The sequence below is a fragment of the Hymenobacter perfusus genome (assembly GCF_003944765.1).
Classification (GTDB): domain Bacteria; phylum Bacteroidota; class Bacteroidia; order Cytophagales; family Hymenobacteraceae; genus Hymenobacter; species Hymenobacter perfusus.
In genome coordinates this window covers 1-21,252 of sequence record NZ_RWIU01000004.1, presented here as the reverse complement: position 1 = coordinate 21,252, position 21,252 = coordinate 1, and the positions used below count along the sequence as shown (strand labels likewise).

The 21,252-nt window shown below is 60.7% G+C and carries 17 protein-coding genes; 8 read left to right on the top strand and 9 right to left on the bottom strand.

Annotation, left to right across the window (positions count from 1 at the left end; translation table 11 throughout):
* Positions 1-88: 88 nt before the first annotated feature.
* The 4 genes from EI293_RS12375 to prfA all read right to left on the bottom strand — a co-directional run bounded on the left by EI293_RS12375 (position 89) and on the right by prfA (position 4,065).
* Positions 89-670, bottom strand: coding sequence for a hypothetical protein (locus tag EI293_RS12375; protein WP_125438132.1), 582 nt, complete (start codon positions 668-670; stop codon positions 89-91).
* A 95-nt stretch (positions 671-765) separates the two neighbouring features.
* The gene (locus EI293_RS12370; RefSeq protein WP_125438130.1) at positions 766-1,188 is read right to left on the bottom strand and encodes a secondary thiamine-phosphate synthase enzyme YjbQ; all 423 of its coding nucleotides are present in this window, start codon (positions 1,186-1,188) and stop codon (positions 766-768) included.
* A 116-nt stretch (positions 1,189-1,304) separates the two neighbouring features.
* Positions 1,305-2,834 carry a hypothetical protein gene (locus tag EI293_RS12365; RefSeq protein ID WP_125438127.1) on the bottom strand — a complete coding sequence of 510 codons (1,530 nt, stop codon included), beginning with the start codon at positions 2,832-2,834 and terminating at the stop codon, positions 1,305-1,307.
* 160 nt (positions 2,835-2,994) lie between these two features.
* Positions 2,995-4,065 carry a peptide chain release factor 1 gene (gene prfA, locus EI293_RS12360; protein ID WP_125438124.1) on the bottom strand — a complete coding sequence of 357 codons (1,071 nt, stop codon included), beginning with the start codon at positions 4,063-4,065 and terminating at the stop codon, positions 2,995-2,997.
* Positions 4,066-4,581: 516 nt separating this feature from the next.
* Between prfA and thrA the strand changes: the two genes are divergently transcribed.
* The 5 genes from thrA (at position 4,582) to EI293_RS12335 (ending at position 11,478) form a co-directional block, all read left to right on the top strand.
* Positions 4,582-7,020: a bifunctional aspartate kinase/homoserine dehydrogenase I gene (gene thrA / locus EI293_RS12355; RefSeq protein WP_125438121.1), complete on the top strand. Its 2,439-nt coding sequence runs from the start codon at positions 4,582-4,584 to the stop codon at positions 7,018-7,020.
* A 37-nt stretch (positions 7,021-7,057) separates the two neighbouring features.
* Entirely contained in the window at positions 7,058-7,996 is a 939-nt protein-coding gene (locus EI293_RS12350; protein WP_125438118.1) for a homoserine kinase, read from the top strand.
* Positions 7,997-8,124: 128 nt separating this feature from the next.
* Complete coding sequence (gene thrC, locus EI293_RS12345; protein ID WP_125438115.1) at positions 8,125-9,417, top strand: threonine synthase; 1,293 nt, start codon at positions 8,125-8,127, stop codon at positions 9,415-9,417.
* A 60-nt stretch (positions 9,418-9,477) separates the two neighbouring features.
* Complete coding sequence (locus EI293_RS12340; protein ID WP_170170361.1) at positions 9,478-10,155, top strand: Tll0287-like domain-containing protein; 678 nt, start codon at positions 9,478-9,480, stop codon at positions 10,153-10,155.
* Positions 10,156-10,200: 45 nt separating this feature from the next.
* On the top strand, positions 10,201-11,478 hold the full coding sequence (locus EI293_RS12335) for a protoporphyrinogen/coproporphyrinogen oxidase (protein ID WP_125438109.1): 1,278 nt from the start codon (positions 10,201-10,203) through the stop codon (positions 11,476-11,478).
* A 93-nt stretch (positions 11,479-11,571) separates the two neighbouring features.
* Here the strand turns inward: EI293_RS12335 and EI293_RS12330 are convergent, their stop codons facing one another.
* From EI293_RS12330 to EI293_RS12320, 3 genes are read right to left on the bottom strand one after another with little or no spacing between them, the layout of a single operon-like run.
* A complete protein-coding gene (locus EI293_RS12330; protein WP_125438106.1) occupies positions 11,572-12,342 on the bottom strand; it encodes an exodeoxyribonuclease III in 771 nt (256 codons plus the stop codon).
* Positions 12,343-12,702, bottom strand: a complete 360-nt coding sequence (locus EI293_RS12325; protein WP_125438104.1) for a hypothetical protein — start codon at positions 12,700-12,702, stop codon at positions 12,343-12,345.
* Positions 12,702-13,079, bottom strand: coding sequence for a carboxymuconolactone decarboxylase family protein (locus tag EI293_RS12320; protein ID WP_125438101.1), 378 nt, complete (start codon positions 13,077-13,079; stop codon positions 12,702-12,704). Before EI293_RS12320 ends, EI293_RS12325 begins: the two co-directional genes overlap by 1 nt.
* Before the next feature lie 137 nt (positions 13,080-13,216).
* Here EI293_RS12320 and EI293_RS12315 point away from each other — a divergent pair, with 137 nt between their 5' ends.
* Positions 13,217-13,921: a ComF family protein gene (locus EI293_RS12315; protein WP_125438098.1), complete on the top strand. Its 705-nt coding sequence runs from the start codon at positions 13,217-13,219 to the stop codon at positions 13,919-13,921.
* A gap of 218 nt (positions 13,922-14,139) precedes the next feature.
* Here EI293_RS12315 and EI293_RS12310 read toward each other — a convergent pair whose 3' ends face one another.
* Positions 14,140-15,408 carry an SUMF1/EgtB/PvdO family nonheme iron enzyme gene (locus EI293_RS12310; RefSeq protein ID WP_211339580.1) on the bottom strand — a complete coding sequence of 423 codons (1,269 nt, stop codon included), beginning with the start codon at positions 15,406-15,408 and terminating at the stop codon, positions 14,140-14,142.
* Between the two features lie 68 nt (positions 15,409-15,476).
* Positions 15,477-16,535, bottom strand: coding sequence for a PorP/SprF family type IX secretion system membrane protein (locus tag EI293_RS12305; RefSeq protein WP_125438095.1), 1,059 nt, complete (start codon positions 16,533-16,535; stop codon positions 15,477-15,479).
* Between the two features lie 263 nt (positions 16,536-16,798).
* Here EI293_RS12305 and EI293_RS12300 point away from each other — a divergent pair, with 263 nt between their 5' ends.
* Together EI293_RS12300 and EI293_RS12295 are read left to right on the top strand one after the other, a co-directional pair.
* Positions 16,799-19,888 carry an AsmA family protein gene (locus EI293_RS12300; protein WP_125438092.1) on the top strand — a complete coding sequence of 1,030 codons (3,090 nt, stop codon included), beginning with the start codon at positions 16,799-16,801 and terminating at the stop codon, positions 19,886-19,888.
* A 111-nt stretch (positions 19,889-19,999) separates the two neighbouring features.
* Positions 20,000-20,842, top strand: coding sequence for a DUF4382 domain-containing protein (locus EI293_RS12295; protein ID WP_125438089.1), 843 nt, complete (start codon positions 20,000-20,002; stop codon positions 20,840-20,842).
* Positions 20,843-21,252 lie beyond the last annotated feature (410 nt).

Here is a 21,252-nt window from a genome sequence, read left to right as displayed (position 1 = left end):
TCGCCGCTGAGTGTAAGCCAACAAATTGAAACGGGCGGGCCGTTCGAACCAAGTAGTTCGAACGGCCCGCCCGTTTTTTGGGCCTCTGCTAATCCACGTACGGCTCCACGTGAACCGTGCTGAGGCGGCCGCTCTGGTACACTACCGAAACGTAATTGGTGCGCTCCGAGTCGCCGATGCGGACTTTGTCAGTACTGCCGGGGGCGGGGCGGTGGGCCGTGGCCAGGCGCGTACGCAGGCGGCGGCCGTAAGCCGGCGCAAAGTTGGTCACGACGGCGTCGCGGAGCAGATCCTTCTCCGGAGCCCGATAAAACTCAAACACGTTACCCTGGTGGCGCACCAGCAGAATCGTATCCACCTGTCCGGCTTCGTAGAGGTTGCGGTAGGGTTTGCGCGACACGATTATCCCGCCATTCTGCAGCAATTCCTGCACCGTCGGCTCCGGCCCAAAGGGTTGACCGGCCAGTGAGTCGTTAGTGACGCGCACGAGACGGGTGGGAACCGGTAGCTGGGCCGCCGGCCGAACGGAACGGGCAGCGGAACCCGAGGCTTTACGAACCGGCTGCTTCTCCCCATCCGAATCTCCCGCGCCGGCACCAAGCAGCACCGCCGCGTACAACGACGCGGCCGAAGCGGCTTTTGCAGATGAGAGAAACAGGGCGACCAGCATGCGTTTTTTCGACTTTATACGCACTACTCGCGCCGTCGGCCTGATTCGGAGCAGATATTCCGCTCAGCTGGTGTCAGTTGCCCGATGAATTACCCCTATTGCCCCATGAGGGTAGCCAGCACCCAGCGGCGGCCGCCGTGGTTGCGGTGCTCCCCCAGATAAATACCCTGCCAGGTACCCAGGGCCAGTTCGCCGCGCGTGATGGGGACACTCACGGCGTGACCGAGCAGGCTGGCTTTGAGGTGGGCCGGCATATCATCGGGGCCTTCCAGGGTGTGGCGGAAGTAGGGGGCGTTTTCCGGGGCCAAGCGGTTGAAGAACTGCTCGAAATCGTGCCGCACGGTGGGGTCGGCGTTTTCGTTGAGGCTCAGGCTGGCGGAAGTGTGCTGAATGAAAAACTGCGCCGTTCCCATCTGAATCTGTTCCAACTCGGGCAGCTCGGCCACCAGCAAATCAGTAATCAAATGAAAGCCCCGGCTCACCGCCGGCAGCCGCAGGCGTTTCTGGAAGAAGTGCATGGGGTAATTTAGTAGTGCGTAGTAAGTATGGAGTAGTGAGACATTCCCCCGACAACTAAAGAAAAACTCAGCAGAATGCACCTCTTATTACTCCGTACTTTCTACTCACTACTCCCCTACGGATTTACCCGCTCGTATGCTCCGATATCGGGGGTGGTGGGGTTGCGGAGGCGGTTGAGCAAGTCGGTGCTGAGGCCGGGCAGGGGCACGGCCTTGTTGCCGGCCACCGACAGCGTATCGAGCTGGTAATCCAGCGTTTTGCCCCGGAAGCGGAACGGGGTGCTTTTGAACAGGTAAGTTGGGCCCTCGACAGGATTGAGGATGTTACCGCTTTTGCGCTGGCCCAGCACGCCGGTGTTATCGTACTTCTTGGTTTTCAGCACGCTGTTGCTGATGCTGATATTGGCCGCGTACTGCTCCCCGTCCACAAACTCCAACTCCTCGCCTTCCCGCATTGAGCCCCACACAATGGAGTTGCGTACCGTGAGGCGTGGCGCGGCGGTTTGCAACTGCCCATTGATTCTCAATGCTGCCGCCAGCAACACCGAGGGCGTCTGGCGGTTGGCCTGCGTGGTGTAATTGGCAATGGTGCAGTAATCCAGCTGCACGCTGCTACCCAGAAACCCGGTTACGGCCGACTGCTCACAATTAGCCATGAGCACGTTACGAGCCACAAAATTGCCCGACAAGGCCAGCAAAGCAGCCCCGTCCAGCCCTACGCTCACGCCGGCGTTGGTGAACTGCTGCTTGGCGCTGCTGATGTTCTGGATTACCGAGTTTTCCACCGTCACGGCAGGGAAGGGCCGCAGGGCTTTGGGGTTGAGCACCAGCAGACCAAAGGCGCTGTTCTTGATTTCGGTGAAGCGCACCACGTTGTCGCGGCTGCTGGAGAGAAACCAGATGCCCGCCCACTGGCCCGGAATTTCCTGGTAGAACTCCTCCCGCCGGTCGGCCTGGAAACGCACGAAGTTGCGGTCCGTGGGTTTCAGCTCGCCGGTAGGCCGGAAGTCGGCGTTGCAGCGCAAAGTACCGCCCACCAGCAACGCTGCGCCGGCGTGGCTGTAAATGCGCGCGCCCGGCTCAATGGTAAGGGTCACGAGCGAATCCACGAAGGCGTAATCGAAGATAACGTGGGGCTTGTCGGCTTTCCAGACGGTGTTGCGGCGGATTTCTTCCTGATTGTGGAAGTAGGCGTTCTGGCCGTAGCTGAGCACTTTCACCACCTGCTCGTTGCCGTTGGTGCGGAACTTCAGGTCATCCACCACCAGAAACGGCTTGAGGTCGTTCGGGGTCGGATCGATGGTGGCGCGCACCAGCACCAGCAGGCTGTCCTTGCCCCTGATTTCCACGTCGCGGGCCGCCAGGGTAACCTCTCCGTTTACCAGCAGACTGTACGTAATACCGGGGCGGTTCTGCAGGCTGATTTCCGCCACCCGCACGGCGCGGGCGTTGCGGTTGTATACCCACAGCCGCTTGCTCACGGTGCCTACCGACACAAAAACGGTGTCAAACTTTACCGTATCCAGCGCAAACTCCAGTCGGGCGCTGCTGTCCGTCGTCACAATATCCTCCTTGGGCTCACAGCCGGGCAGCAGCACCGTGACCAGGGCCGAGAGAACGAGCAGCAGCGGAAGGAGGAAACGCATAACGGGTTGTTGGTGATTGGATACTCTATAAAACGGTCATCCTGAGCGGAGCGAAGGACCTTATCACGTTGTTACGAGTGCGCTCAGGAGACTAACTCCTCAAACGTGATAAGGTCCTTCGCTCCGCTCAGGATGACAAACTGATGGGCCAGCGGGTTTATTATCCTACGCCTTCCTGCAGACGCTCGGCGCTTTCGGCCAGGCGCAGCTGCTCCACGAACTCGTCGATGTTGCCGTCCATTACCGAGGCCAGGTTATACACCGTGAAGCCGATGCGGTGGTCGGTTACGCGGCCCTGGGGGTAGTTGTAGGTGCGGATTTTATCCGACCGGTCGCCGCCCCCAATCATGCTCTTGCGCTGGGCACCTTCGGCCTCATTCTTCTTGGCCAGCTCAATTTCGTAGATGCGCGAGCGAAGTACCTGCAGTGCCTTGTCGAAGTTCTTGAGCTGCGACTTCTGATCCTGGCACTGGGCCACCAGGCCGGTGGGCAAGTGGGTGAGGCGCACGGCCGAGTAGGTGGTATTTACCGACTGCCCGCCCGGGCCCGACGACATGAACAGGTCCTTGCGCACGTCGTTCATATCAATCTGCACGTCCAGTTCCTCGGCCTCGGGCATCACCACGATGGACGCCACGGAGGTATGAATGCGGCCCTGGGTTTCGGTGGCCGGCACCCGCTGCACGCGGTGCACGCCCGACTCGAACTTGAGCTTGCCATACACGTCCTCACCCTTCACGGCCAGAATAATCTCTTTGTAGCCGCCCGAAGTGCCTTCGGTGGCATCAATGAGGTCCATGCGCAGGTTGTTCTTCTCGGCGTAGCGCATGTACATGCGCTGCAGGTCGCCGGCAAAGATGGCCGCCTCGTCGCCGCCCGCCCCGGCCCGGATTTCCATTATAACGTCCTTGCTATCATTCGGGTCCTTGGGGATGAGCAGCTCCTTGATGTACACTTCCAGGCGCTCCTGCTCGGGGTAGAGCAGTTCCAGCTCATCCTTGGCCATCTGGCGGAAATCCTCGTCCTTCTCGGTCGAAATCACCTCCTTGGCCCCGTCGATGTTGGCCAGCACGCTCTGGTAGGCCTTATACTCGGTCACGATTTTGCCGAGGTCCTTGTATTCCTTATTGAGGGCCTTGAAGCGTTTCATGTCGCTCATAGCGTCGGGCTGGGTGAGCAGCTCGCTCACGTCCTCAAAGCGCCGTTGGATGGCCTCCAGTTTATCTAGCATCTTGCCTTCAGAAAATGTATTGGGACTGCAAAGGTACGGAAACGAAGTCGTTGGCAAATAAGCCGGAAGCAGCTGACGGTGACGACATGGCGGTAACTGCCCGCACGGGTGTAGAGACGCGACACTTCGCGTCTCCTCGTTGAACGACAATCGGTAAGACGGCGCAGACGACGAGACGCGAAGTTTCGCATCTCTACCCTCGTTCTGATGTTCGTATCACCCGGTAGAAATCGTAGATAATTCTTTCCCGGCACGTTGGCCGTTCCAAATAATTCCTACTTTGGCTAACGTTAACCTCCTCAGGCATATGGTCCGGCCCGGTGCTGCTCCTGCTTTTTACTCCGCTTTGCCCGTCGCTTTGATGGGTACCGGCACCACTATTACCACAACCTGCTAGAGCGGGCTGCGGAACTCTCACCCCTTCTGATTCGCCGCCCGCTTCGCCGGTAAGCCTCCCTCCCGGGAGGCACCGGGCCGGAAGCGGGTTTTTTTACGCCCATCACGCAACGACCTACTATGCAGGTACTGAAATTCGGCGGCTCCTCCGTCGCCACGGCCGACAACATGCAACGCGTCCTCGACCTGGCCCAGGCCGCTGCCCGGCGGGAGCCCACCGTAGTGGTGGTATCGGCCCTGGGCGGCGTGACTGACCAGCTGATTACGGCCGGCCGCCGCGCCGCTGCCCACGACGACACGTACCGCCCACTATTGCACGAGTTGGAGCTGCGCCACCTGGAAGCCGTGCGCGGCCTGCTGCCGATAACGGGCCAGAGCGCCGTGCTGAGTCTGGTAAAAACGTACTGCAACGAGCTGGAGAGCCTCTGCGACGGAATTTTTGCCTTGGGCGAGCTATCGGCGCGCACCCTGGACCGGCTGGTGAGCTACGGCGAACTGCTGTCGTCGCGGCTGGTGGCGGCAGGGCTGGCGGCCCGGGGCGCGGCTCACCAGTGGCTGGACAGCCGCCAGCTTATCGGCACCGATGCCCGTTACGGCCACGCCGTAGTGGATTTTGCCCGCACCAACCCGCTCATTCAGGCGGCCGTGACGGGCGAGGTGCCGCTGTACGTGGCCCCCGGCTTCGTGGCCGCCGCCCCCGACGGCAGCACCACCACCCTGGGCCGCGGCGGCTCCGACTACACGGCGGCCATCTTCGCCGGGGCCTTGGGCGCGTCTAAGCTAGAAATATGGACCGACGTGAGCGGCATGATGACGGCCGACCCACGCTTGGTGCGGGCGGCCCGTCCCATTCCGCGCATCAGCTACCAGGAGGCCATGGAACTCTCCCACTTCGGGGCCAAGGTGCTCTACCCGCCCACCATTCAGCCGGTGATGAAGTCGGGGATTCCTCTCTGGATCAAGAATACCTTTGCCCCCGAGGATGCCGGTACGCTGGTGGAAGTGGCCCCGCCGGCCAACCAGGAATTTGTGCGGGGTATTTCCAGCATCGGGCCTATTTCGCTGCTGCGGCTGGAAGGCAGCGGCATGGTGGGCGTACCGGGCTTTTCGCGGCGGCTGTTTGCGGCCCTGGCCCGCGAGCAGGTGAACGTGGTGCTCATCACCCAAAGCTCCTCCGAGCACTCCATCTGCGTGGCCGTGAGCACCCCGGATGCCGACCGCGCCCAGCAGGCCGCCGACCAGGAGTTTACCGCCGAAATCAGCAACGGCCTGCTTGATCCGCTGGACCGGGAGGATGAATTGGCCATTGTGGCGCTGGTGGGCGAGCAGATGAAAAACCACCCCGGCATCAGCGGGCGCATGTTCGGGGCACTGGGCCAGAACGGGGTGAACATCCGGGCCATTGCCCAGGGCTCGTCGGAGAAGAACATTTCTACCGTTATCCGGCAGCAGGACGTGCGCAAGGCCATCAACGTGCTGCACGAAACCTTCTTCGAGGCGACCACCCGGCAGGTGAACGTGGTGGTGGCGGGCGTGGGCAACGTAGGCCGCAAGCTGCTGGAGCAGCTGCAGCGGCAGCAGCCGTGGCTGCGCGAGAAGCTGCGCCTGCACCTGCGGGTGGTGGGCCTGGCCAACAGCCGGCAGTTTGTGCTTAGGGAAGAAGGCCTCGACCTGGCCGACTGGGAAGCAGCCCTGGCTGCCGGCCCAGCCCTGGACCTGACTCAGCTCACCACCGAGCTACTGGCCCTGAACCTGCGCAACACGGTGTTCGTGGACGTGACGGCCAGCGCCGACGTGGCCCAGGTGTACGCCGGCCTGCTGGCCCGCTCGGTGGCGGTGGTAGCTTGTAACAAGGTGGCGGCCTCGGCCGAATACGCGCAGTATGGCCGCCTCAAAAGCCTGGCCCAGGAGTTTAATACCCAGTTTCTGTTTGAAACCAACGTGGGCGCGGGCCTGCCCATCATCGGCACCTTGAACGACTTATTGCGCAGCGGCGACGAGGTGCAGCGGATGCAGGCAGTGCTGTCGGGCACGCTCAATTTCGTATTCAATAACTACGACGGCACCCGGCCCTTTGCCGAGGTGGTGCGGCAAGCCCAGCAGGAAGGCTACACCGAGCCCGACCCCCGCCTCGATCTGACGGGCGTGGACGTGGCCCGCAAAATCCTGATTCTGGCCCGGGAAACCGGCCACCCGCTGGAAATGCCCGACGTGCAGAACGACTCCTTCCTGCCCGCCGCCTGCCTGGAGGGCGACGTCCCGGCCTTCTACGAGCAACTGGCGGCCCACGAACCGCACTTCCGGAACCTGTACGACACGGCTGCCGCCCAGGGGAAAAAGCTGCGTTTCGTGGCGAGCTTCGAGGAGGGCCGGGCCCGGGTGGGCCTGCAAAGCGTGGCTCCCGGCCATGACTTGTACTCCTTGCAGGGCAAGGACAACGCCGTGCTGTTCTACACCAACCGTTACGTGGAGCAGCCGCTGGTGATTAAAGGAGCCGGGGCCGGGGCCGAGGTAACCGCCTCCGGCGTGTTTGCCGACGTGCTACGGGCCGCGCATTGACCCCACCATTTCCTTGCATTAATACTTACCCACTAACATGCCGCTTTCCACTGATTCCGTTTCCCTCCTCGCCCCGGCTACCGTGGCCAACGTGGTGTGCGGATTTGACGTGCTGGGGTTTGCTCTGCACGAGCCCAACGACGAAATGCACCTGCGCCTGACTGACGAGCCGGGGGTGCGCATTGTGAACGAGGACGACTTTGGTCTGCCCACTGAGCCCGCCCGCAACGTGGCGGGGGCGGCGCTGCTGGCCATGCTGCGGGCCGCGCCCGAGGTAACGGGCGTGGAGGTACGCATCCGCAAGCACATCCGGCCCGGTAGCGGCATCGGGAGCAGCGCGGCCAGCGCGGCGGGGGCCGTGGTGGGGCTGGACCATCTGCTGGGCAACCGATTCACGCAGGCCGAACTGGTGAAATTTGCCATGTACGGCGAGGAAGTGGCCTCCGGCGTGCGCCACGCCGACAACATTGCCCCGGCCATTTATGGCGGCGTTACGCTCATCCGGGCCACCACGCCCGCGCCCGATGTGGTGCCGCTGGATGCCCCGCCTTTGTTCGTGACGGTGGTACATCCCCAGATTGAAGTAAAGACCTCCGACGCCCGTCAGATTCTCAAGCAGCAGGTGCCTTTGCGCGACGCCATCCGGCAGTGGGGCAACGTGGGCGCGCTGGTAGCCGGCCTGCTCAAGCACGATTACGCCCTCATCGGCCGGGCCCTGGAAGACGTGATTATCGAGCCCGTGCGCAGCATTCTGATTCCGGGTTTTCAGCAGGTGAAGGACGGCAGCCGCGCTGCCGGGGCGCTGGGCGGCGGTATTTCCGGCTCCGGCCCCTCTCTGTTCATGCTCAGCCAGCACGAAGCCACCGCCCGGGCCGTGGCCGACATCATGCGCACTACCTACGAGCAGTTGGGCCTGGATTATTACGTGTATCAGACGACGATTAACACCACGGGCTGCCAGATTCTGCCCGCCTGATGTAGAGACGCGACCCTTCGCGTCTCTACGTTGAACCACCCGGTCCTGCACCAATCAACCAAACAACCTCAGCAACGAGGAGACGCGAAGTGTCGCGTCTCTACATCGGCCTTCACCACTCAACTGCCATGCACTACTACAGCCTCAACCGCCAGTCGGAGCCCGTTGATTTTCGGACGGCAACCGTGGCGGGGCAGGCCCCGGACGGGGGCCTCTACTTCCCCGAAACCATTCCGCGCTTCCCGGCCGAATTCCTGGCCCAACTACCCCACCTGACGCCGGCCGAAATAGCCCTGACGGTGCTGCGGCCCTACGTGGGCACGTCTATTCCGGAGCCGGAGCTGGCCCGCATCTGCGCCGAAACCGTTGATTTCCCGCTGCCCGTGGTGTCCGTAACGGACCGCATGAGTGCGCTGGAGCTGTTTCACGGGCCTACGCTGGCCTTTAAGGATGTGGGGGCGCGGTTCATGAGCCGCTGCCTAGGCTACTTTTCCCGCCATGAAACCCGGCCCGTCACGGTGCTGGTGGCCACTTCCGGCGACACCGGCGGGGCCGTAGCCAGCGGATTTCTGGGCGTGCCGGGCGTGGAGGTGGTGATTCTGTACCCGCAGGGCCGGGTAAGTCCGGTGCAGGAGCAGCAGCTCACGGCCCTGGGCCAGAACATCCGGGCCCTGGAGGTGCGCGGCAACTTCGACGACTGCCAGCGGCTGGTGAAGCAGGCCTTCCGCGACGATGAGCTACGGCAGCGGCGGCAACTCACGTCGGCCAACTCCATCAACGTGGCTCGCTGGCTGCCCCAGCAGGTGTACTATGTGGCGGCGCTGGCCCAGTGGCCCCACGCGCAGCCGCCGGTGATGGCCGTGCCCAGCGGCAACTTCGGCAACCTGTGCGCCGGGCTGCTGGCCTACGCCTCGGGGCTGCCGGTGGCCCACTTTGTGGCGGCCTGCAACCAGAACGACGCCGTGCCCCGCTATCTGCAATCGGGACACTACGCTGCTCAACCGGCCGTGGCCACCCTCTCCAACGCCATGGATGTGGGCGACCCGAGCAATTTCGGCCGGATTCTGGAACTGTTCGGGCACCAGTACCCGGTGCTGCGCGAGCTACTGAGCGGCTACACCGTATCGGATGCCGACACCACGGCCACCATTGCCCGGGTGTTCCGGGAAACCAGCTACGTGCTCGACCCGCACGGGGCCGTGGCCTATTTTGCGCTGGAGGATTATCTGCGTCACCACCCGGCGCAGCGCGGTCTGTTCCTCGAAACCGCCCACCCGGTGAAATTTCCCGAAGCCGTAGAAACCGCCACCGGCCGTGCCGTACCCATCCCCGCCGAACTGGCCGACCTCATGCACCGGCCCAAACAAAGCACGCTGCTGGAGCCGGAATACGACGCCTTACGGGCATATTTGTGGGATTAAATGCGTTGTTGGCTGTTACGCTACTGGTCATTACTCCACCACCTGTTATCCCTCCCGCTCATGCGTCCCCTTCTCCGTTTCGCCCTGCTTCTGCCCCTGCTTTCAGCCTGTCGGCCCGATCAGGTGCAGCACCTCAGCAACACCAAGGAGCTGGCCGTGGAGGCGGCCAACTGGGAAGTGAAGCGCATCATGCCCAAGGACCTACTGCGCGCCACCCGCTGGGCCGGCGACTCGCTCACGCGCACCGCCGAACGAGAGTTGCGTACAGTGCTGGCCCAGAAGCTGCAGGAAGGCGGCGTGGCAGCAGCCCTGCCCTACTGTCGCCCCGAAACCCTGCCCGCTACCGATTCGCTGGCGAAAGTGCTGCAGGCCACGCTAAGCCGGGCCTCGACCCGCCCGCGTAACCCAACTCACCAGGCCACCCTCACGGCCGCCGAGCAAAACCCCGCTGACACTACCCGCCGCGTGGCCCGTCCCGGCACCGAGCTATTTACGTATCAGCGCCCTTTGGTGCTGCAGGATAAAATGTGTCTGCGCTGCCACGGCACGGTAGGGCAGGATATTCCGGCCGCTGATTACGCCCTCATCCGCAATCAGTATCCCCAGGACCAAGCCACCGGCTACCAGCTGGGCCAGCCGATGGGCGTGTGGCGCGTGAGCCTCCAACGCGCCGGCGTGGCTGAGCACTGGACCATGAAAACCCGTAAGGTGATGAAGAAACGGACGCCGCTGTTTTAGCGGCTGGGGCCAACCTTCGGAGGACTTTTTCAGTTTGGATTTGATATGACTCCAGCTGATTCTCCTCAACTTCCCATCATCATCATCGGCGCGGGCATGGCGGGCCTTGCCTGTGCCAACTACCTGCACCGCGCCGGCCGGCCCGTGCTCGTGCTGGAAGCCGCCGACGCCGTGGGCGGCCGCGTACGCACCGACGTGACGCCCGAAGGCTTCCGCCTCGACCGGGGTTTTCAGGTGCTACTCACCCGCTACCCCGAGGTGGAACGCCTCATCGACTACGGCGCGCTCCACCTGAAAGCCTTCCGCTCCGGCGCCGTCATCCGGCTTCCCGATGGCAAGGAAACCACCCTGCAAAATCCGCTGCAACAGCCTGTCGCCGCCTTTTCGGCCCTCACCTCGCGCATTGGTTCTTTGCCCGATAAGCTGCGCATCGTGAGCATGGTACAGCACGTACGGCGCTTCACCAGTCAGCAGCTGCTGAGCCGCAACTCCACCAACGAGCAGGACACGCTCAGCTTCCTGCGCCAGTATGGCTGGAGCGAGCAGATGATTCAGAACTTCTTCCGGCCCTTTTTCGGGGGCGTGTTCTTGGACCGCAGCCTGAGCACGGCGGCCAATTTCTTTGAGTTCGTGTTCAAGCAGTTTGTGGAAGGCGAGGCCGTGGTGCCGGCCCTGGGCATGCAGCAGATTCCCGAGCAGCTGGCCGCCCGCCTGCCCGCCGGGACCATTCGGCTCAACACGCCCGTGGCGGCGCTGGAAGGTACCAGCGTCCGGCTCCGGAACGGCGAAACGCTACATGCTGCCGCCGTGGTGCTGGCCGTGGATGGCGAAGCCGCCGCCCGCCTGCTGCCGGCCGCCAACACCGCGCCCACCTTGGCCTGGCGTCGCACCACCTGCACCTACTTTGCGGCCCCCGCCGCCAAGGGCCGCCCCGATAAGCTGCTGCGCCTGAACGCTTCCCCAACGGCCCTGGCCCACAACGTGGCGTTTCCTTCAGATGTGGCCTCAGCCTACGCTCCAGCCGGTCAGCGGTTGGTATCAGTGAGCACCCACGGCGAGCATGGCCTCTCCGAAGCCGACCTCACGGCCCGCCTCCGCCAAGAGCTGACGGACTGGTTCGGCCCCGAGGCGGCCCAGTGGCAGCACTTGCGCACCTACGAGCTGCCCTACGCCCTGCCCGAGTACCCGGCCGGACAGCCGGCCCGCCAGTCGCTTAAAGTCCAGGGCCACCTCTACCGTTGCGGCGACTACGCCGCCTATCCTTCCCTCAACGCCGCCCTGGCCTCTGGCCGCGAAGTAGCCGAAATGCTCTTGGCCAGTTAACCGACCCAGAAGCCAGAAATAAGAACGCCATTCCGAGCAAGGCTCGGAATGGCGTTCTTATTTCTGAGTACGGCGTTCTGTATTCGGTGTGCTCTAAAACTGCAGCTCCAGCTGGGCCGGGCAGTGGTCGGAGTGTACGGCGTCGTGCAGCAAATCGGCGTGGCGAATGTGTGGCACCAGCGCATTATCTACCAGCAGATGATCCAGCCGCCAGCCCACGTTGCGGGCCCGGGCTCCGCCCCGGTACGTCCACCACGAGTACCGGTCGGGCACGGGGCCGTGGTGGTGGCGGAACGAGTCGGTGAAGCCGTCGGCCAGAAAATCCCGGAACCACTGCCGCTCCTCGGGGGTGAAGCCGGGGCTGTTCTGGTTGGTTTTGGCGTTGCGAATGTCAATTTCCGCCTGGCAGCAGTTGAAGTCGCCAGCAATGACCAGCGGCGGCACCCCGGCCGCTTGCAGCTCGCGCACGTAGCACCGGAAGAAGTGCAGCCACTCCACCTTGAACGCCTGCCGCTCCGGCCCGCTGGTGCCCGAGGGCATGTAGGTATTCAGCACGGAACAATGCTCGAAATCCAGGCGCAGCACCCGGCCCTCGTCGTCGTAGCAGCTCTGGCCGCATCCTTCCACCACGGCCAGGGGCTCCTGCAGGCTGAAAATGGCCACACCGCTGTAGCCCGGTTTCCGGGCCGGATGCAGGTAGGCGTGGTAGCCCAGCGCCGTCAGCGCCGACACGTCGAGCGGCTCCCGGCCAGCCTTGATTTCCTGCACGCACAATACGTCGGGGCGGGTTTGCTGCACCCAGTCGGCCAAGCCTTTGCTGAGGGCCGAGCGCAGTCCGTTGAGGTTGTAGGAGATGATGTTCACTTACAGCTGTTCCTGCTCGTCGAAGTATTCCAGAATATGCCATTTCAGCATCCGTTCCTGCTCTTTCAGGTTGCTGAACGGCAGCTGTTGCAGCAGGCGGTAGTGGGGCCAGCCCTCTTCGTCCACCCGTTCCAGCTCGTAGTAGCCCGAGATGCTGAACAGGCGGCAGGTGGCAATATGCATCAGGTCCTGCTTCTGCTCTTTGGTGAAGGGCCCGGCGCCCTGGCCCAACTCCTGCACCCCAATGAGCAGCAGCAGCGCGTTGATATCGGGCTTTTTGCCAAAGCGCGCGCGCAACTCGTTCATCAACTCCCACCAGCGCTGCTCAAACTGGGCTTCGGTTTCCTGCGGGTCCAGCATTACGCGTCGTGCGAGTGCTCGGGGGCAGGCGTCACGGATTCTTCTTTCAATGCCTCCCAGTACTCCACGGCCCGACGGAAGTGCGGAATCACAATGCTCCCCCCAATGAGGTTGGCAATGGCAAATACCTCGTATACTTCCTCGTCGGTGAGTTTCTCCTCGAAGCACTTGCCCAGGTGGTACTTGATGCAGTCGTCGCAACGCAGCACCATGGAGCAGGCCAGGCCCACAATTTCCTTGGTTTTCACGTCGAGCGCGCCTTCCTGGTAGGTGTTGGTATCGAGGTTAAAGAAACGCTTGATGACCTTGTTATCGGCCGCCAGAATCTTTTCGTTCATGCGCTGGCGGTAGTCGTTGAATTCGGAAACGAGGCTCATATAAAACGGGCGTAGTGAAGACGTGAACAGCACCCGGCCGGGTGCTTTTGAAAGTCGGCTTTAAACCCTAAAATTAGGCAGAAGTTTTCCGTGGCCCGCGTCGCGCCTGCTATTGGCCCGCTATCTGATTTCCACCGATGCCGTTACCTACTATCCTCTCTGATTTCGTTGGCCTGATCTTCCCGCGCGTGTGCCTGGCCTGTCAGGACCCGCTGGCTCGGGGCGAAGACCACATCTGCACCGGCTGCCGGGCTCAGCTGCCCTACACCGACTACCACCACCTCCTTCCCGACCAGAACCCGCTGGCCCGCCGTTTCTGGGGCAAGCTGCCCGTGCAGCACGCCTTCAGCTACCTGCGCTTCCAGAAGCACGGCCGGGTGCAGCACCTGCTCCACCAGCTCAAGTACCAGGGCCAGCAGGATGTAGGCCGCATTTTGGGCCGCTGGTACGGCGAGGAACTCGCAGAAGCCGGCTTGCAGGCCACTTTCGACCTCATTGTACCGGTGCCGCTCCACGCCCGTAAGCTGGCCCAGCGCGGCTACAACCAGGCCGACAGCTTCGCCAAGGGCTTGGCTACCGGCCTGGGCTGCCCCTGGCAGGCCGAGGCGCTGCGCCGCGTGGCTAATACCAAGTCGCAGACCCGCAAAAACCGTCTGCAACGCTGGGAAAACGTGGAAACCGTCTTCGAAGTAGCCGAGCCGGACCTTGTGCGCGGGCAGCATGTTCTGGTGGTCGATGATGTGCTGACTACCGGCGCCACCCTCGAAGCCTGCTGCGCTGTGCTCCTCGCCGCCGGCGCCCGCGAAGTCAGCATCGCCACCATCGCTACCGCCGACCGCTAAGCACGGATGTAGCCGGATTCGTCGGATTACACGGATTCGTCCTGAGTGTGCCCTCCGTCCAACATCATGCTGTGCCGGCTTGGAATGATACTAGGCTGACAGCCTCACCAAGTTGCTTATCGGACCAGATTTTCTTAACAGAAGCCATACAACAAAAGCAGCCCACTCAAGTGAGTGGGCTGTTTGTATGCAGAACGAATCCGAAAAATCCGGGCTGCTTATTTGTTCGATCCGGCGTTGATCATAGCGCAACGGAAACCGATAGTAGCGGTAGCCGAATCTTCCGCCATAAAACGACGCGTACCGGGCGAGAGCCAGTAGGCTACATCGCGCCACGAACCACCTTTATACACGCGTACGTGGTCATCGATGAGCGACTGGTAGCCCTTTTTGTCGTATTTCTCGGTGGGATCAAGGAAGCCGTTCCGACGGAAGGGGTTCAGATCTTCTACGTCTTCGTACGAAAGTGGACGGTAGATATCCTGCACCCACTCGTTCACGTTGCCCGACATGTTGTACAGGCCGTAATCGTTCGGTGGATAGTTGTAGATGTACTCCGTAATCATGGCGCCGTCGTTGAGCGAACCGGCAATACCAGCGTAGTCACCACGGCCACGCTTGAAGTTGGCCAGAAATTGGCCCATGCCTTTGCCATAAGGATTCCGCACCTGACGACCATCCCACGGATAAATGCGCTTGTTCTCCTGGTTTTCGTTGCCGGTTTCCTGGGTGCCAATGAGGGCCTGCGCCGCATACTCCCATTCTGCCTCGGTGGGCAGGCGGTAGTTGGGCAGGGTGTTACCGTTTTCGATGGCAATCTTGGTGCCGCCACCGTCTTCCGACGTGCCTTCAGCCGCGTCGCCGCTGTCGCCTTTCTTCTTTTTCTTGCCGAACAGTCCGCCGCCGCCGCTGCTGCCGCTGTCTTCGCCACCGCCGCTTTCGCCGGCCAGCCGCTCATTCACCTTAGCCGTCCGCCAGGTGCAATAGTCATTAGCCTGCAACCAGCTCACGCCCACCACGGGGAAGTAGCGGAAGCCAGGGTAGCGCAGGTAGTAATCCACGTACGGGTCATTGAACGACAGCTCGCGGGCCCACACTGTGGTGTCGGGCAGGGCCGACTGGTAGAACTCCTCCGACGAGTCCTTGCGCACATAGTGCAGGTACTCCAGCCAGTGGATGTTGGCCACCTCGGCTTCATCCATATAGAAGGAAGCCAGCGTGACAGTGCGCTCCATGTTGTCGTGGGTCATGGCAATGTCCTCTTCGGCGGACCCCAGCACGGTGCGGCCACCTTCGATAAACACCAGACCGGGACCATCCGGGATGCCTTGGTAGTCAGACACCTTCATACCTTCCTCGGTATTGTACTCAATGCCCGTCGTGGAGCTGTACTTACCGGGTTTGGTAGCCGTGGGCGGACCACCTTTACAGGCGGCCAGGGCGCAGGCTCCCACTACAGCAAAGCGCAGGTACTTGGAAAAATTCATGATCAAGTTGAAACTACCTGTTAGAAAAGCGTTTAGACGAGGCAAGTCAGCTGCAATAATACAAAATTTTAGAAGGCTGGGCAAGGAATTGTCGGGTAATTCCGGCGTTTTAGCCGGCGCCAAGCCGCTTCCAGCGAATCGAACTCCCGCAGGGCCAGCGAAATCTCGTGCGCCCCGCCCAACTCGCTGCTGAACCGACTGAGGCTCATATCATAGCTATACCCCAGCCGAAAGCTGCCTACGCTCACGCCGGCAATGGCCGTCAGGACCTGCTGCGGCTGCATTGCACCGGGTAGTGGCAGGCCCCGGTATACAGCCCCAAGCGTGAGGGGGGTCGTCGTAAAGTACAACCCGATCTCCGCCCGTTGAGTGCCGCCCTGACGGGTGTAGCCGGCCATTGGCGTCAGGCTGATTTCCCGATACTGTTGCTTTTCAGTTGTCTGAGCAAAGTACACTTTATAGCCTCCCTGCAAGTTGAGGCGCAACGGCAGTGTGGTCTGCGTGACGAAAGCCAGATTTGGCTGATTCAGGTGATGGGCGGCGGCTCCTACCCAAAACCGCTCCCCGTATAGCAGACCGCCCACTGAGGCAGTCACGTAATGTACCGGCTGGTAATCGGCTACTTCCAGGCTAAATTCCCGCTCAACCCCGTCATCTGAAAGCTGGTCCCCGAATAAGAGGTTACCATAACTGACGCGCTGCAGGCCGTAGTTAACCGAGGCGCCGCCGCTCAGGTTGAGCTGTTCATTCAGCCGCATATGGTAAGCATACACGCCTCCTGCCTGAAAACGCGTGTAGCCTACGCCACCGGTCCGGTCGTAGTTCACCAACAAACCGGCAGCACTACGCTGGTCCCGAAACCGGTAGTCGGCGGCGAGCTGGCTGGTTTGGAAGGTGCCGGCCAGCGTGGGAAACTGATTGCGGTAACTGAGCGTCACGCTGTAATCGTCGAGCAGGCCGGCGTAGGCGGGATTCTGCTGCATGCGGTTGGCGTAAGGCTGTGCGAAATAGAGGTCCTGCGCCTGCAGGCTGGTTACACCAGTCACGCAGGCAACCAGCAGCAACCCCCGTTTCCGGAAGCGCAGTTGCTGACGCTGAACATGATAAACCTGACTTAGACCTCTCATAAGCTGCTGCAATAACGCGCGAACCGTAGTCTTTGGTACGCCCCGGCTCGCCGCTATGCGTCTAAAGTGGCGTTTTCTTTCCTGATTTTCGGCACCAAGCCCGGTACCTAACGCGTTTATAGCAACTTCCGGCTCGTTTTTTTGCTCTCATTGCCGGGCTACCGATGGGTTTCGTTCTACTTTTGCCAACTGCCTTACCCGGCTGACTGCCACACTTTTTTGCCGTTACGCTGGTTTTTTGCTCCTCCCTTCTTTCTACCACTATGCGCAAATTCTTTGTCGGATTGCTGATTTTCCTGGTTCTTCTGGTAGCCGGCTTGGCCTTAGCCCCGGTGCTGTTTAAGGATAAGATTAAAGCCGCCTTCGACCAGCAGCTGGCCCAGCGGGTGCGGGCCAAGGTAGAATACGACCCCGCCAACGTGGACGTAACCCTGCTCAGCACCTTCCCCAACCTGGCTTTGCGCCTGAATCAGCTGCGCATCATTGGTCAGGATTCTTTTTCGCGCGATACACTGGCTTATCTGCCCGAGGTGCGGGTGGGGCTGGATCTGATGAGCGTGGTGCGCGGCGGCCAGATCAAAATCAAGAACATCACCCTGGAACAGCCCGACCTGCATATTAAGGTATTGAAAAGTGGCCGGGCTAACTGGGATGTGTACGTGTCGGACTCGGCGGCAGCGGCCAAGGGGCAGGATACCACGGCCGTGAGCCTGGCCATTCAGGGCTGGCAGATCAATAACGGCCGCCTGCGCTACGACGACCTGAGCATTCCCTTCGGCATGCAGCTGCGCGGCGTGAACCACTCGGGCTCCGGCGACTTTGAGCAGAACATCTTCGACATGGTCAGCCAGACCACCGCCGAGAGCTTCTCGATGCAGTACGCTGGCACCGAGTACGTGACCAACAAGCGCCTCAATGCCGACGTGACGCTGGCCATGAACCTAGACAAGATGCTCTTCACCTTTAAGGACAACAAGGTGAAGCTGAACGACTTTCCGGCCACTTTTCAGGGCACCATCGGTCTGCCTAATGAAACCGACATCACCTACGACCTCACCTTCAAGGCCCTCGAAACCGACTTTAAAACCCTGCTGAGTCTGGTGCCCGGGGCCTACAACGCGCAGTTCAAAGACCTGAATGCCAGCGGCAAAGTGGCTTTTGATGGCTATTTCAAGGGCGTGCAGAACGCCGTGAAGATGCCCGGTTACGGCGTGAACCTGCAGGTAAAGGACGGCAGCTTCAAGTATCCGCAGCTGCCTCAGCAGGCCCGCAACATCAACGTGAATATGGTGGTGGATAACCCCTCGGGCTTCACCAACAACGTGAAGGTGAACGTGAAGCAGTTTCACCTCGACCTGGGCACCAACCCCATCGACGGCAACGTGGCCATCGACGGGCTGGAGCCGATGAAGGTGGACGGCCGCGTGAAGGCCAACGTGGACTTGGCTGAGATGATGAAAGTGTACCCCGTGCAGGATTTGTTACTACGCGGTAAGCTGTTCGTGGATGCCACGGCCAAAGGCGTGTACTCCAAAACCCAGATGCCCGTGGTGCAGGCCCGCCTGAACCTGACCAACGGCTACGTCAAGAGCAAGCAGTTTCCGGCGCCCATCGAAAACCTGACCCTCAATGGCACCGTCACGAACCCCACCGGCCAGCTGAACGACACCCGCGTGAGCATTCCGCAGTTCCGAATGCTGCTGGATGGCGAGCCGCTGGAAGGCCGCGTGGCCACCCAGGGCGTGGATAAGCTGGCCTTCGATACCGATGTGCGTGGCACCGTGGACCTGACCAAGCTCACCCGCATCTTCCCGCTGCAGGGTATGACCGTTGCGGGCCGCCTCACCGGCAACGTGGCCGCTAAGGGCAACATGGCCGACATCGAAGCCGGCCGCTACCAGACGGTGGTGGCCTCGGGCACCGTGAATGCCCGCAACGTCAGCTATAAGAGCACCGACCTGCCCCAGGGCATGAAGGTGACGCAGGCTACGGCCACCTTCAACAACAACCAGATTGCCCTTCAGAACATGACCGGCTCGGTGGGCTCGTCGGATATTGCGGCGTCCGGTACGCTGTCTAACTACATGGGCTACTTGTTCACGCCCGGCCAGCCGTTACGCGGCAACCTCACCGTGAACAGTTCCCGTTTTAATGTGAATGAGTGGATGGTGGACGAAGTGAGCGGCCAGACCACCGCTACCGGTGGCACCGCTCCCGCTACCGCCCAGGGCGTCCTGCAGATTCCTAAGTTCGTGGACCTGACGCTGAATTCTACCGTGGGCCAAGTAGTGTACGATAACCTGAAGCTGGACAACATGAAGGGTATCGTCACGGTCCGCGACGAAACGGCTACTCTTTCCAACCTCACCTTCAACACCCTCGGCGGCGCATTTGCCACCAACGGCAGCTACAGCAGTAAGAACCTGGCGCACCCAAAATTCAACTTCGGGCTCAACATCAAAAACCTCAACTTTCAGAACGCCTTCAAAGCCTTTAACTCTATTAAGACGCTGGTGCCGCTAGCCTCGCAAGTGGATGGCGTTTTCTCCACCAACTTCAACGTAAGTGGCGAAATGGGCCCCGATATGATGCCCGTGTACAGTAGCCTCACCGGGAAGGGGCTGTTTGAGGTAGTACGGGCCGCCGTAGGCAACTCCACTGCCCTCAACCAGATCAGCAGCCTCACCCAGTTTCAGGAGCTGAAGCGACTGGTAGTGGAGAATAAGGATGTGGCCGCCGAAATTCTCAACGGCAATTTCATCGTAAAACCCTTCGACTTCACCGTGGGTCAGATCAAGATGACCGTCGGCGGCTCCAGCAACGTGAATGGCAACCTCGAGTACGTGACGGCCCTGAACGTGCCCACAGGCCAGGTCGGCAACCAGCTCAACAGCAAACTCACGCAGCTTACCGGCGTGCAAAACCTCAAAGGCACCGACCGCGTGACGCTGGGCCTCAATATCGGGGGCACCATGAAAAACCCGGTGGTCAAGCTCACTACCGGTAGCGTGAAAGCCCAGGCCAAAGACCTCGTCCAGAACATTGTGCAGGCCAAAGTTGATGACGCCAAGCTCAAGCTCCAAGCACAAGCCAAAGTGGCCCAGGATAGCCTCCAGCGCGAACTGCAGCGTAAGCAGCAGGAACTAACCCTGAAGGCTCAGCAAGAGCTGGAAAAGAAACGCTTAGAGGCCCAAGCCAAGCTCCAAGATAAAGCCAAACAGGGCCTTAATAACCTCATCTTTGGCAAGCCTAAGCCCGCACCAAAACCCACCGAAGTACCAAAGCCCGCCTCTCCCGCACCTGAGGAGCCCAAAGCTCCTGGCAAAGCCGATAGTATCGGAACCGGGCAGTAGAATTCTGATACCGGCGCTGAGGTTGACACACTTGGCCGGTTTCTTGCTCCGCTTAAGCAGCTGATGCCCTACTTAGGTATCAGCTGCTTTTTTTTCTTAACCACCTGATCTATGACTGTTTTTCGCCCACTAGCTTACGCACTCTTATCCGCCCCCCTTTGGCTGGCTGCCTGTAGCAACGATAATAAATCAGCTGGCAATGCCAATCTGGAGGTGCGCCTGATGGACGCCCCTGGTGACTTCCGGTCAGTGGTGCTGGATGTGCGTCAGATCGAAGTACACACGCTGGATGAAGGCAACCCCGACGGCTGGCAGACGCTTCCTTTTCAGGCTCAGGCTATCAACGTAATGGAATACGTTAACGGCCGGTCGGCACTACTAGTAGATACTGACTTTGCCGCCGGAGACTTGAAAGAAATTCGCTTGATGCTCGGCCCAGACAGCTATGTCATCGGCCGGGACGGTCAGCGCTATGACTTAAAAACACCGAGCGGTCAGACCTCCGGGGTAAAATTGAAGCTGGATAAAGCCACGCTCCGCAACCGAGAAACTTACCAGCTGCTCCTCGATTTCGACGTAGCCAAGTCCATTGTGGAGCGGGGCAACTGGAACTCCAATAACGATAAAAAGGAGCGGTATCTGCTCAAGCCCGTAGTCCGGGTGGTTGCCCAGGACATTAAGGGTAGTTTGCGCGGGACAGTAGTACCGGCAGCGTCCCTGCCGCAGGTACTGGCTATTCGTTCGTCCATCACCGTGCCTGATACTTTTAGTACCACAGCTGATGCGTCTGGCGCGTTTCAGCTGTACGCTCTGCCTTCAGGCACCTACCGTGTTGAATTGTACCCGACTACTTCTACTCCAACAGGCCAGCCTACCTACAAAAACAAGACAGTATCGGGAGTAGCAGTACTGAACGACCAAAGCACAAACCTTGGACAAATATCCCTTAACTGAAGTACACCCAAGAACCAGCGTTTATCTGGATATACTTGAAACCAGATAGATATAATAGCAAAAGCCCTCATTGCCAAACAAGCAATGAGGGCTTTTGCTATTATTCAGTCCAGCAGTCAAACAATAGCTATTTACCTAAGCATCATGAACAAACTGCATCCTACCAACCCCTGATTTGCGCCTTAAGTCTCCGACAGCTTTAAGCAGGCTCTATGGGTAGCCGAGGTAGCAAGGTAAACGGGCGGCGGTGACGGGTGTACGCTGGAGGTGAGCGGTATAGGGTCTGGTATAAACGCATTCAGCCTCGCGCATTCACCCGGTGAGGGGGAACGCCGCGAGGCTGGATGGATGATAAGGTTGGCGGCGACCGACTCTCCCACCGATGAAGGCAGTACCATAGGCGCTCCGGG